Here is an 11,948-nt window from a genome sequence, read left to right on the forward strand (position 1 = left end):
ATCTCTAGTTCACCAAGTCGAACGAGTTCGACTACTGCCTGAGATCGACCTTTGACACCTAATTTTTGCATGACATTCGTGATGTGGTTTGAAGCACACAATCTATAACCATCTAATTGCCTCATGAATATACTGCATATTTTCGTGGAACCCCCAACCGATTCCTTCCGTTTTTTCAACGACAGCGGCGATTCTTTCCTCAAACTCCTCAAACAAATCGTATCCGTCGTCCGCGTTTATCCTGTCGATGACCGATGCAAACATCTTCAGAATACTTTCATAAAATCGTGAATCTATATCGCCATAAGCATTGGTAAATTCCACACCCATTTCAACGTAAAAGAGCATTAATTCCAACGTATGGTTTGGGCTTTGGGTGATCTTTTCAAACTCATCAATTGCCTTTTTTGCATCTGCCAGCCTCAGTTTTGCGAATCCTCGGTCTGGAAAGAACTCATCTTTCACCTTTTTCTGATATACGGGAAGCAATGCCTCTATGGCTTCCTCCCCAATCAACTTTACGGTTAGAAATAGCTCGGCTTGTTTGCTCGATTTAAAGGTATCAACAAGCAATTCAATAAGTTCTTGCTGCGAAAGGGATTGCAGTTGTTTTTTCAGCTTTGCCGTCGTTAGCTTAATGGGTTTCTTCGATTCTTCAACTTTTATAAATTCTTTTGGATTTAGTTGCTTTTTCTTTTGCAGAAGCTGTTCATTTACTCCTTCAAGGTCAAAATGCTCGGGATCAAACCCCTTTTTCAACCAGGCAATCGTATCTTCATATTCAGGATGTGACTTCGTTGCTAAAATCTCCAAAATCCTTTGATACCCCAAGACACCGCCGCAATCCTCTGGCGGACAATGACGTTCACCTTCGAGACATACAGGATACTGCTTCTCAGGCTGGACAGGCAAGATTTTCTCAAGTATTAAATCATGTTGCCAATCATCGCCAAAGTCGTAGACATATAGCACCTGCTGCCCTTCTTTGGTGATATGGTCAACGATTTTTTCCCTTCGTGCATTCAGCTCTGGTGTGTTTCCTGGTGGAAATGTCGGATCTGGACGGGTAATCGTGAAAGACCCAAAATCAAACAGATAGAGATGATACTCTTCCCATCCCATGACAATCTGTAGCGTCTTATGCAATTGGTGAAAAGTGATTAAGCCATTCACTTGGAATCTTCTCCAGATTGTCGGGTATATATCTTTTAATGCCACTTTAAATTGATAGATCATTCGTTCTACTCCTTAGTAAAAAATAAGACGCTTTATGTTTTAACCCTATTATAGTTGATAGAAATCGTCAACAGACAACAGACAACAAACAAATCAATTTTCACTCTAACAGATAGTTATTGAATGAAAATTCAGTCATTAACGAAAGGGTTTGTACTTAGGGTTTGCTGAACGGTTTTCAAATTACAAAAACGTTTCCAAAACCAGGAATTCTATACGAAAGAAGGGGGGTTTAACCAGAAGGCAAAAAGATCCCGCAGCCTGCGCTCGAGGTTCATCACCAGGAGTTGCTTGCCGATCGCTCGACGAATCACCTTGCCGTTTGCACGACGTTGTTTGGCCACGGCCAGGTACTCCTTTCGCGCTTTATCCCGATAAGTCCGTGGTTTGCGGGCACGACCAATCTGTGGAGCATGTAACGTGTCGATGATCTCCTCCAGTTTCTCACGCGCCTCATTCAGCAAGTTCAAATCGGTTGGGTACGCCACATCCGCCGGGGCACATGTGGCATCCAGCAACAAGACACCCTGGTTCGGATCTTCCTCGGATGTTGAGTGACGCTTGGTCGTACGTTTACCTTTGGATTTTCTACCGGATTTCGGTTCATCGTCACGGTCGGAATCTGGTGTCGATTTGGCGGCCTCGACCGCGATGATCTCGTTGATTTCGCGGAGAACTTGCGAAAATGCGTCATGAGCGACGGGTGGAACGGTGGATGATCCTGATAGCCTTCCAGCCCGATGAAGTATTGCAGATACGGGTTTTCGACAATCTGCTGGACCGTTTCCCGGTCCGACAGTTGCAAACGTTCCTGAATGATAAGCGCCCCAAGGGCGACACGTATGGAAACCACTTTTTGTCCACGAAACGATTTGCGGAAGGACTTGGCATACTTTTTCTCTGCATATGCCCACGGTACCAACTGAGCCAGCTTGACCCAGCGATTTTCTTTATTCAACTTGCCGCCAAACGGCAAGAAGAAATCATCGGGGAGAAGCGATTGGTTTTCACGATGAGAGATATATTCGTACATCCATATCCGCTCCATGTGCAAGGAATTTAAAGGGAAATCGTTGATTTCCTTGCACATGAGTTCGATGAAAACGAGGCGAAACCCTTGTGGTTACCGGATTTTTTATCTGTTCAGCAGCCCCTAAATAGTGTCAAAGAATTTTGCCAAATTATATCAAATGTTGTAAGATTGTAGCATAGGCAAAAGAGTTAAGAAGCTTGTTGATGGAGGTAATAAAATGTCAATTTCTGGCACGTTTTCGAGCTGGCTTAAAAGCACTCGATCAACTTTGCGAGACCAGGTTAAAAAGTTTCAGAATCGTGACTTTATGGATGCAGTTGTTGCGGGATGCGCATTGGTTGCCGCATCCGATGGACAAATAGACTCCGCCGAAAAACAAAAGATGGCCGCTTATATCAACCGAAGCGAAGAGTTGAAAGTTTTTAATATGAATGATGTCATCGCCCGGTTCAACCATTTTGTCAGCGGATTTGAATTCGATCATGGCGTAGGCAAGATGGAAGCGCTCAAAGCAATCGGAAAAATCAGAAATAATCCGGAAGCAGCACGAGTTCTCATCAGTGTGTGTTGTGCAATTGGTGCAGCAGACGGTAATTTTGATGAGAAAGAAAAAAAGGTTGTTCGGGAAATTTGCCAGACCGTTAATTTGAATCCAGGCGATTTCCAGCTGTAATTAACAAGCGGGATTGCCTCAAAACTAGAGGCAGTCTTGTTTTTTATCGTATGGCGAATTGAGATGAAGAGGGGAGTCGTTTCTTTAATTATGCGGCATTTTGATTACTTGCTAGAAGACGAAAGAGCAGAATTGTTCAGTATACTCCCTCTTCCGATCAATCGAAGTACCGAAAAGGAAGTGCTGGCTCATGCATTGGGAGCAACGCTCTATATGCCAGCCATGCGGGCAACAATCTCCCACGACATCATGACCAAAAAACACGAGGGCCTAGTCTCCATGGTGATTTGCCTGGAAGACGCCATCGGTGATCATGAAGTGCCTGAGGCGGAGCAATCACTAATTCGGCAAGTGCGCGATATTTCCAGACAAATGCGGCATGGCTTAATCCATCAGGACGAAATTCCGATCATGTTCGTGCGAGTGCGGGATGTCGCCCAAATGAACCGGATTGTCGAAGAGCTGCAAGAAGACTTGATTTGCTTGACAGGGTTTGTGTTCCCGAAGTTTACCAGCCGCAATGCAGAGGAGTATCTAGAAGCGCTGGAATCCTGCAATCGGCATGTTTCCTTTCCCGTGTACGGCATGCCTATTCTAGAGTCAGCTGACGTTATTTACAAAGAAACCCGGACAGCCGAACTGCTCTCTATTAAAAATACAATAGATAAATATCGGCACCTAGTTCTGAACGTGCGCATTGGAGCAACCGACTTTTCCAGCCTGTTTGGATTGCGCCGGGGGCCGGACGTGTCGATTTATGATATTTCCACGATTCGCGATTGCATTGGCGATATTGTCAACATGTTTACGCGCCAGGGCAGCGAGCACGTCGTATCCGGCCCGGTCTGGGAGTATTTTGGAACCGGAGAAAGATTATTAAAACCGCAACTTCGTCAGTCTCCTTTTGAACAAAAACTCGGGGGATTATCTGGGAGAAGGCTTCGCCAACAACTGTTGAATCATTGGCAGGACGGGTTAATCAAGGAAGTTTTGCTGGACAAGGAAAACGGCCTGACTGGCAAAACCATTATTCACCCGAGTCACATCAAAATTGTCCACTCCCTTGCAGTGATTACGCGAGAAGAATATGAGGATGCCTGTACAATCCTGCAAAGCCAGACAAACGGCGTGACCAAGAGCCAGTATGCCAACAAGATGAACGAAATCAAGCCGCATACAAGTTGGGCGAAAAAAATCATAATCAAATCAAAAGTGTACGGGGTGTTCCATGAACATAACAACTTTATCAACCTCCTCGCCCGAACATCAAATATTCAGCTTCAATATCCTCGGTAATCTGGACATCACCATCCGCGTTCAGCAAAATCCGTATCAACTCCCGCCGGAAGCACTGTTTCAGATGGCTGCCCGCATTAACAAAAAACGAAGCTTTCTGTTTGTCAGCAAGGTTCTCGGCAAGCATTTGCCCGTTCGTCCGGCTACATCTGTGCTGAGCGGAGTGGCATTGGCCGCCCGGCTCCTCGAAGAACGGTATTCCCTTACAGTCGCAGAACTGCCCGCGATTGTGCAAGGTATCGTCCATCAGGAAAAAAGCGATGAAGTTCTTCACCAACTGCTCTTGCATCCTTTTGAATTGCCTGAACCGTTGTTGTTCATCGGATTTGCAGAGACGGCTACGGCACTTGGACATAGTATGTTCAGTGCTTTTGGCAGCAAGACCGAATACATTCATACGACTAGAGAGCGCATCAATGAGCTTTCGTCCACGATTGACTTTGAAGAAGAGCATTCCCACGCAGTAGCACATCACTTTTATCCCCTGGATAAAAATCTGCTATATTCTGAGTGCCCAATCGTATTAGTAGATGATGAGATTACCACGGGCAAAACAGCGCTGAACACCATTCGCGAGATCCAGCGTTACTTTCCGCGAAAGCAATACATCATCGCTTCCTTGCTGGACTGGCGTTCGCAAGAAGATCATCGCAAATTTCAGGAGCTGGAAGCTGAATTGGACATCACGATCACGTCCGTCTCCTTGCTCAAAGGCGAGATTCAAACAAATGGAGCAATAGGCGAACAGCCAGCGCAGCAGACAATGGTTGCCTCTGCTCATACAGGAACGGCCCCGATTGTTATTCCGCTGGAAACGGCTGCGCTGACCAAGTTTTCCTTTTCTTCCATCACTTCGTCAGGGTTCATGAATACGCAACCGTACTTGCTGGAAACAGGTCGTTTCGGAATAACCGCCGAAAAACAGCGTGAATTGCACGGCACACTTCGCGAGTTGGGACAATCTTTGCAGCCATATCGCACGGGCAGAACCTTATGCATGGGAACGGGCGAATTTATGTACATTCCGATGATGATCGCCGCTTTTATGGGCGACGACGTCTTTTATCAATCGACGACGAGAAGCCCCATCCATCCGGCAACAAAAGAGGCTTACGCTGTTCAAAACTCATTTTCGTACGAGAGTCCGGATGATCCTGCCATTATCAATTTTATTTACAATATCCCGGAGCAGCGATATAGCGAGTTGTTCTTGTTCCTTGAACGCGGGACGAGCACAGAGCGGCTGAACAGTTTGCATGCAGCTTTGACTCAACTGCCGATTCCGCAAAAGTATGTCGTGATGTTTTGCTGATAGCCAAGAGAGGGGGAGACAGAATGGATCGAGGATCAGAATACGCTGTAGAACTTATGAAACCGCCCGAAATGGGGAGTTATCCAGCAGAAGATGTTACCTTCCTGTTAAAAGATATCAGCGAATTGATGGAAGAAACCAATACGGAAGACCGCGAAGAACTGATTCAGGCCGGTACCCATTATTCTGAAATGCTCCCTGTTGAATATCAGCCCTCTGCCGAGTACATCTCCTTGTTCCATCACGCTTTGCAGACAACGGCCAAAAAAGTGGCGCTGGCATCCGCAGTCGTAGCTGAATTGATCTTGGCCCGAAAAGGCAAAGAGCTTGTACTGGCCTCGCTGGCACGGGCCGGGACGCCAATTGGCGTTTTGATTCGCCGCTATTTGCGTCAAATTCACCAGTTCGATACACCTCACTACAGTATTTCGATTATTCGCGGCAAAGGCATTGACGAAAACGCACTGCACTACATTCTTGAACAGCATCCAGGCAAAAAGATTCAGTTCATGGATGGCTGGACTGGAAAAGGTGCAATTACGTCCGTGCTGCACGAGGCGATATCCCGCTTCAATCAGAAGTACCTGTTGCAACTTGATGCCGATTTGGCTGTACTCGCTGACCCTGGGCATTGCGTCCAAACATTTGGCACCCGCGAAGACTTTTTGATCCCCAGTGCTTGCCTGAACTCGACTGTTTCCGGCTTAATCAGTCGTACCGTACACCGCGATGATCTCATTGCAACTGGCGAATTTCATGGAGCCAAATTTTATCGGGAATGGATCACAGAAGATGTCTCGAACCTGTTCGTCGATACGATCTCGGCTCATTTTTCCGATATTGCTGCCGAAGCCAAGGAAAAAGCAGCCGAGCTGATCCGCCATGAAGACGACTTTGTGCCAACCTGGAAAGGAATGCACGATATTTCGCGGATTCGGCAGGAGCTGGAAATAAATGATGTCAATTTGATAAAACCGGGGGTTGGTGAAACGACTCGTGTACTCTTGCGCAGAGTGCCGTGGAAAATCCTCGTCGATTCAGTCGACAACCCGAATCTTGCCCATATCATCCTGCTCGCCAAAGACAGGGGTGTATTGGTGGAGGAACGTTCGGATATGAGCTATTCCTGCTGTGGCATTATCCGACCGATGAGAGGGGAAAACCAATGATTTTTGCCAGCGATCTGGATCAGACGCTCCTGTACGGAACGCGCTTTCTCACAGACCATGCACAATCGTTTCAGGTGGTTGAGGTGCTGGATGGCGCGCCGATTTCGCACATGTCTGACCAGGCGATTCACTTGCTTCATGAAGTACACCTGCAGTGCCTGTTTGTACCAGTGACCACAAGAACGATTGAGCAGTATCAGCGCATCGCCATTTTCCAAAACGAGCTTGTACCGCGCTATGCCATTACGAGCAACGGCGGCCATGTGCTTCGTGACGGACAAGTAGACGAGCAATGGAGCCGTCAGGTGCGCAGCAAAATGACCAACGAATGCGCAGCAATCTCCGACATGCTGGCAGGCTTCGCTCAGATCAGCCATGAGCGTTGGGTCATTCGCGAGAGAATGGCTGAGGATTTGTTTTTCTACAGCATTATCGATCGCGAAAAAATGCCCGTCGACGAACTGCGCGACTTCGAGCAGTGGGTCACTGAGCAAAACTGGAGCATGTCCATTCAGGGACGAAAGCTCTACCTCGTACCGCAAGCCGTAAACAAGCGCGATGCCGCACTGTACGTGTGCGCATTGGAGCAAGACGATCAGATGATTGCTGCCGGCGATTCCCTTTTGGACATGCCGCTTTTGGAAGCAGCACAGCTCGCCATCGTTCCTCCCCACGGGGAAATCTATCAGCTTCGCGGCCACAATAATACCGTAGCCAACTTTCATTTTACGCAAGCATCAGGAATGAGCGCTTCCGAGGAGATTTTGCAGACGGTTCTTTCCTCCTTGTGCCAAGAGTTGCAAGCAAGATAGACAAGAAACGCGGGGAATCGACCGAAAAAGTTACAAATCAGGTATAAATTGATGATTTTTGCAAATTTATGTGGATTTTATCGTCATGCAATGAAATAATCGAATTGTAATCTGCAAAAGAATGGGTGACAACCCAGACAGAGTGGAGGGTGTACATGTCAGTTATCAGTTTGCAAAAAGGGCAAAAAATTGACCTGACCAAAGGAAATGCCGGCTTGAGCAAAGTGCTGGTTGGACTTGGCTGGGACCCGGTTAAAAAATCGGGAGGACTGCTTGGCGGACTGTTTGGTGGTGGACAAGCCAACATCGATTGCGATGCTTCTGTCATCATGCTGAACGAAAATGGAAAATTTACAAAAGAAACAAACCTCGTCTATTTCGGAAATAAGAGAAGTGGTTGTGGCAGCGTCGTTCACTCCGGAGACAATTTGACGGGTGATGGCGATGGAGACGATGAACAAATTTCTGTCGAGCTTTCTCGCGTCCCTGCCGATGTACACAAACTCATTTTCGTTGTAAATATTTACGATTGCGTCAGCCGTCGTCAGGATTTCGGAATGATCGGCAATGCGTATATCCGCATCATGAATTCATCCACCAGTCAGGAACTGTGCAAATTCAACCTGACAGATAATTACGCAGGAAAAACCTCGCTAATCGTGGGTGAATTGTATCGCCACTCAGGTGAATGGAAATTTGCTGCTATCGGTGAAGGAACGGCAGATACTTCGATTTCCCATCTTGTCAGACGATACACATAACTCTCTTTAGGTTGTACTTCCCATTACAATAAAATCCCAATTATTTAGGAGGAATCACACATGGCCGTTTCATTGCAAAAAGGACAAAAAGTAGATTTGACCAAAACAAACCCTGGCTTGACCCAAATCAAGGTTGGGCTTGGTTGGGATACCAACAAGTACGATGGCGGCGGCGAATTTGACCTCGATGTATCCGTATTCCTGCTGAACGAACAAGGAAAAGTGGAAGACGACAAACATTTCGTATTCTTCAACAACCCGAAAAGCCCTGACAACTCCGTGGTTCACTCCGGAGACAACCGCACTGGCGCTGGAGACGGCGATGACGAAGTAATCGAAATCGATTTGTCCAAAGTATCCGCGAGCGTACACAAGATTGCTTTCACCATCACAATCTACGACGCGGCTACCCGCAACCAAAACTTCGGTCAAGTCTCCAATGCGTATGCTCGTGTACTGAGCGCAAGCAATGGCGAGGAACTGATCCGCTACGACCTTGGCGAAGATTTCTCCATCGAAACCGCTGTAGTTGTTGGCGAACTGTATCGCCATGGAAGCGAGTGGAAATTTAGCGCAATCGGTGCTGGCTATAAAGACGGCCTCGCAGGACTGGCTCGCGATTACGGTGTAAACATCGGTTAATAACTCATTACGATTTGTGGAAAGGATGAACTCCCCATGTCAGTAATCAGCTTATCCAAAGGTCAAAAAATTGATCTGACAAAAGGTAATCCTAACCTGACCAAACTAATCGTTGGACTTGGTTGGGACACGAACAAATACAGCGGTGGCTCTGATTTCGACCTTGACGCTGCGGCGTTTTTGCTCCGTGCAGGCGGCAAAGCGACTGGCATCCAAGACTTTGTTTTCTACAACAACATGCAAGGCGGCAACGGCTCCGTTACTCACACAGGTGACAACCTGACAGGCGAAGGCGACGGGGACGACGAGCAAATTAAAATCGATCTGACCAAAGTACCGGCAGAGATCGAAAAAATCGCCATTACCATTACGATTCACGAAGCCGATGTGAGAAAACAAAATTTTGGACAAGTCTCCAACGCCTTCGTACGTGTCGTTGACGAAAATACAAACCGCGAAGTTCTCCGGTACGATCTGGGCGAGGATTTCTCCGTTGAAACAGCTATCGTCGTGTGCGAGCTGTACCGTCACCAGGGCGAGTGGAAATTTGCTGCTGTAGGCAGCGGTTTCTCCGGTGGTCTCAAAGCGCTTTGCAATAACTTCGGATTACAAGCAGGGTAATTCGTCAACATGAGGATGCTAGTTTGATAGTAGGGACTAGCATCCTTTCTTGCTTTTTTAAGCTGGACACAGTGTGGCGCTGCCATGCTTTTAGCGAACCCAAGCTTTCGAAGATAAAGGTGATAGTGATGACGATGACAATTGTGAAGGGGCAAAAGGTCGACATTACAAAGCAGTTTCCGGGATTGAGCAAAGTGATTGTCGGTCTTGGCTGGCGCGCTGGCAACGAACTTGAGCTGGATGCATCGGCCTTTCAATTGGGCGTGTCTGGGAAAGTGAATCGGGAGGAAGATTTCATTTTCTACGGAAACCCCAGATCAGTAAACGAAGCAGTTTCCTTGCGCGACGGCTCTGGAGATAATCAGCAATTCGAACTGGATCTTGCAGCGATTCCACTCGATGTGGAAAAGATCGCTTTTACCATTACGATTTACGATGCCATTACACGTGGGCAGACGTTCCGTCAGGTTTCTGATCTTTACTTGCGGATCATGCACCCCGTAACCTTTGTAGAAATGATCCGGTTCCCATTGGTTGATTTCACAACGGAAAATTCAATTGTGACTGGCGAGTTGTATCGCTACAAAGGTGAATGGAAGTTCAATGCGATCGGGAGCGGCTTTAACGGTGGACTGGCTGCCCTGTGCAGAAACTTTGGCGTGGAAGTGGCACAGGAACAACCATCTTCTCCACCACCACCTCCTCCAGCGCCTCCAAAGGTGGAGCAACCACCGCAACCGCCTATCAACTTGTCCAAAATAGAGCTGACGAAAAAAGGCGAAACGATCAGCCTGCGAAAATCGAGCAGAGCACTTGGGCAAATTAGCGTAAATCTGAACTGGAACCGAAAAGTAAAAAAATCTATCGGTTTTTTAGGTTTTGACAAATCTGCTGGCATCGACCTCGACCTCGGCTGCTTGTACGAGATGTCGGACGGATATAAAGGGTGCATTCAAGCACTTGGCAGGAATTTTGGCCAATATACGGACTTCCCGTTTATCGAGCTGGACGGCGATGATCGTACGGGAGCCAGAACGGATGGGGAGAATCTCCGCATTAACGGCAACCAGGTACGCGAGTTTGATCGGGTTCTAATCTATGCCTACATTTACGATGGTGTGGCAAAATGGGCGGAAACAGATGGTGTTGTCACGATCAAACAAGCAGACAACCCGGAAATCGTTGTCCGTATGGATGTCCATGACCCGCGCAAGATTATGTGCGCCGTTGCCATGATCGAGAGAAAAGATGATACGTTCCAAATCAAGCGCCTGGTCGAATATTTCAATGGACATGAACAAATGGATCGCTACTATGGTTGGAACATGCGTTGGGCTGCAGGCAGCAAATAGCGTAGGAGGAAGACAAAATGGAATTTTTGAATGGACTGATTGAAACCTATTCAAGCTTTTTCTCGTGGGAAGTTCTGCAAGGCGTATTAACGAATCCTGCCAACTGGACCATTATTCTCTCATTGGTCATTCTGGAAGGTTTGCTGTCTGCAGACAATGCACTTGTACTGGCAGTCATGGTCAATCATTTGCCAGAAAAGCAAAAAAAACGTGCCTTGTTTTACGGTTTGCTCGGTGCCTATTTATTCCGCTTCTTAGCGATCGGTTTAGGGGTCTTCCTGGTCAAAATGGCAGCGATCAAAGTAATGGGTGCCCTCTACTTGCTCAAAATCGCGGCGGATTACTTCTTTGGTGAAAACGAAAAAGCACAAAAGGCAATCAATGTGCTGCTCTATCTCGGAATGGCAGTTTGCTTGTACTTCATTCAAATCCTGGCTGTACAAATTCTCGGTGGATTGCTGATCGTCTGGCTGCTCTACCGCGTATTCAAAAGTGGCAATGACGAAGAACAAGAAATCGAGAACAAAGGAAAAAGCTTTTGGAAAACGGTACTTGCTGTTGAAATGATGGATATTGCCTTCTCCATCGACTCTGTTCTGGCTGCCTTTGGTGTCAGCAACCAGGTTTGGGTCCTGTTCCTGGGCGGGATTCTCGGCGTCCTGATGATGCGGGGGGTTGCTCAAGTCTTTCTGAAGCTGATTGCACGTATTCCTGAATTTGAGACGACAGCGTTCGTACTGATTGCGCTCATCTCCGTAAAAATGTTCCTGGGTGCAGCTGGTTTGCACATCGAATCTTATATCTTCTTCGGTGTTCTCGTTCTCACTTTCCTCGCTACTTTCATCGTGCATAGGGCGAAAAAGCGCAAACATGGAGATCAGGAATCTTCCAATAACAAAGTTGCGGAAACAGCATGATAGGAAAGACAGAAAGCGAGGTCTCAGCAGACGCTCGCTTTTCTTTTCGACAGATTGTAATATCAAGTGCGACACCTAGATAAAAAAACGGCCCATGATTGATTCGTGTAAAATGAAGTCACGA

The 11,948-nt window shown here is 47.1% G+C and carries 11 protein-coding genes and 2 pseudogenes; 10 read left to right on the top strand and 3 right to left on the bottom strand.

Features of this window, described 5'->3' with window-relative positions; genetic code table 11:
• The 3 genes and pseudogenes from AC3WJN_RS24755 to AC3WJN_RS24765 all read right to left on the bottom strand — a co-directional run.
• Nucleotides 1–185: pseudogene (locus AC3WJN_RS24755) on the bottom strand (hypothetical protein); the annotation flags it as partial.
• Complete coding sequence (locus AC3WJN_RS24760) at nucleotides 103–1,236, bottom strand: DUF6155 family protein (protein ID WP_005829175.1); 1,134 nt, start codon at nucleotides 1,234–1,236, stop codon at nucleotides 103–105. The pseudogene AC3WJN_RS24755 and the gene AC3WJN_RS24760, both read right to left, overlap by 83 nt.
• Before the next feature lie 284 nt (nucleotides 1,237–1,520).
• Nucleotides 1,521–2,269 (bottom strand): annotated as a pseudogene (locus AC3WJN_RS24765) (transposase); the annotation flags it as partial.
• A gap of 217 nt (nucleotides 2,270–2,486) precedes the next feature.
• On the opposite strand from AC3WJN_RS24765, the gene AC3WJN_RS24770 reads away from it, so the two are divergent.
• The 10 genes from AC3WJN_RS24770 (at nucleotide 2,487) to AC3WJN_RS24815 (ending at nucleotide 11,824) form a co-directional block, all read left to right on the top strand.
• Entirely contained in the window at nucleotides 2,487–2,942 is a 456-nt protein-coding gene (locus AC3WJN_RS24770; protein ID WP_327953892.1) for a tellurite resistance TerB family protein, read from the top strand.
• A gap of 90 nt (nucleotides 2,943–3,032) precedes the next feature.
• Nucleotides 3,033–4,238 carry an HpcH/HpaI aldolase/citrate lyase family protein gene (locus tag AC3WJN_RS24775; protein WP_327953895.1) on the top strand — a complete coding sequence of 402 codons (1,206 nt, stop codon included), beginning with the start codon at nucleotides 3,033–3,035 and terminating at the stop codon, nucleotides 4,236–4,238.
• Nucleotides 4,171–5,550, top strand: a complete 1,380-nt coding sequence (locus tag AC3WJN_RS24780) for a phosphoribosyltransferase family protein (protein ID WP_327953890.1) — start codon at nucleotides 4,171–4,173, stop codon at nucleotides 5,548–5,550. The genes AC3WJN_RS24775 and AC3WJN_RS24780 overlap by 68 nt, the downstream gene beginning before the upstream one ends.
• 23 nt (nucleotides 5,551–5,573) lie before the next feature.
• Nucleotides 5,574–6,719 carry a cysteine protease StiP family protein gene (locus AC3WJN_RS24785; protein ID WP_327953888.1) on the top strand — a complete coding sequence of 382 codons (1,146 nt, stop codon included), beginning with the start codon at nucleotides 5,574–5,576 and terminating at the stop codon, nucleotides 6,717–6,719.
• Nucleotides 6,716–7,531, top strand: a complete 816-nt coding sequence (locus tag AC3WJN_RS24790) for an HAD family hydrolase (protein WP_327953886.1) — start codon at nucleotides 6,716–6,718, stop codon at nucleotides 7,529–7,531. The genes AC3WJN_RS24785 and AC3WJN_RS24790 overlap by 4 nt, the downstream gene beginning before the upstream one ends.
• Before the next feature lie 155 nt (nucleotides 7,532–7,686).
• The gene (locus AC3WJN_RS24795; protein ID WP_327953884.1) at nucleotides 7,687–8,292 is read left to right on the top strand and encodes a TerD family protein; all 606 of its coding nucleotides are present in this window, start codon (nucleotides 7,687–7,689) and stop codon (nucleotides 8,290–8,292) included.
• 60 nt (nucleotides 8,293–8,352) lie between these two features.
• Nucleotides 8,353–8,934: a TerD family protein gene (locus AC3WJN_RS24800; RefSeq protein WP_327953882.1), complete on the top strand. Its 582-nt coding sequence runs from the start codon at nucleotides 8,353–8,355 to the stop codon at nucleotides 8,932–8,934.
• Between the two features lie 36 nt (nucleotides 8,935–8,970).
• Nucleotides 8,971–9,555, top strand: coding sequence for a TerD family protein (locus tag AC3WJN_RS24805; protein WP_327953880.1), 585 nt, complete (start codon nucleotides 8,971–8,973; stop codon nucleotides 9,553–9,555).
• 128 nt (nucleotides 9,556–9,683) lie between these two features.
• A complete protein-coding gene (locus tag AC3WJN_RS24810) occupies nucleotides 9,684–10,907 on the top strand; it encodes a TerD family protein (protein ID WP_327953878.1) in 1,224 nt (407 codons plus the stop codon).
• Between the two features lie 17 nt (nucleotides 10,908–10,924).
• Complete coding sequence (locus AC3WJN_RS24815) at nucleotides 10,925–11,824, top strand: TerC family protein (RefSeq protein ID WP_327953876.1); 900 nt, start codon at nucleotides 10,925–10,927, stop codon at nucleotides 11,822–11,824.
• Nucleotides 11,825–11,948: the final 124 nt, after the last annotated feature.

This window comes from Brevibacillus sp. FW306-2-1A-C05A, from assembly GCF_058781555.1.

Bases quoted from the DNA above. Each gene is read 5' to 3' on its own strand.
- AC3WJN_RS24795 (WP_327953884.1), top strand. From the start codon at position 7,687: ATGTCAGTTATCAGTTTGCAAAAAGGGCAAAAAATTGACCTGACCAAA.
- AC3WJN_RS24760 (WP_005829175.1), bottom strand. From the start codon at position 1,236: ATGATCTATCAATTTAAAGTGGCATTAAAAGATATATACCCGACAATC.
- AC3WJN_RS24815 (WP_327953876.1), top strand. From the start codon at position 10,925: ATGGAATTTTTGAATGGACTGATTGAAACCTATTCAAGCTTTTTCTCG.
- AC3WJN_RS24810 (WP_327953878.1), top strand. From the start codon at position 9,684: ATGACGATGACAATTGTGAAGGGGCAAAAGGTCGACATTACAAAGCAG.
- AC3WJN_RS24775 (WP_327953895.1), top strand. From the start codon at position 3,033: ATGCGGCATTTTGATTACTTGCTAGAAGACGAAAGAGCAGAATTGTTC.
- AC3WJN_RS24790 (WP_327953886.1), top strand. From the start codon at position 6,716: ATGATTTTTGCCAGCGATCTGGATCAGACGCTCCTGTACGGAACGCGC.
- AC3WJN_RS24785 (WP_327953888.1), top strand. From the start codon at position 5,574: ATGGATCGAGGATCAGAATACGCTGTAGAACTTATGAAACCGCCCGAA.
- AC3WJN_RS24805 (WP_327953880.1), top strand. From the start codon at position 8,971: ATGTCAGTAATCAGCTTATCCAAAGGTCAAAAAATTGATCTGACAAAA.
- AC3WJN_RS24780 (WP_327953890.1), top strand. From the start codon at position 4,171: ATGAACATAACAACTTTATCAACCTCCTCGCCCGAACATCAAATATTC.
- AC3WJN_RS24800 (WP_327953882.1), top strand. From the start codon at position 8,353: ATGGCCGTTTCATTGCAAAAAGGACAAAAAGTAGATTTGACCAAAACA.
- AC3WJN_RS24770 (WP_327953892.1), top strand. From the start codon at position 2,487: ATGTCAATTTCTGGCACGTTTTCGAGCTGGCTTAAAAGCACTCGATCA.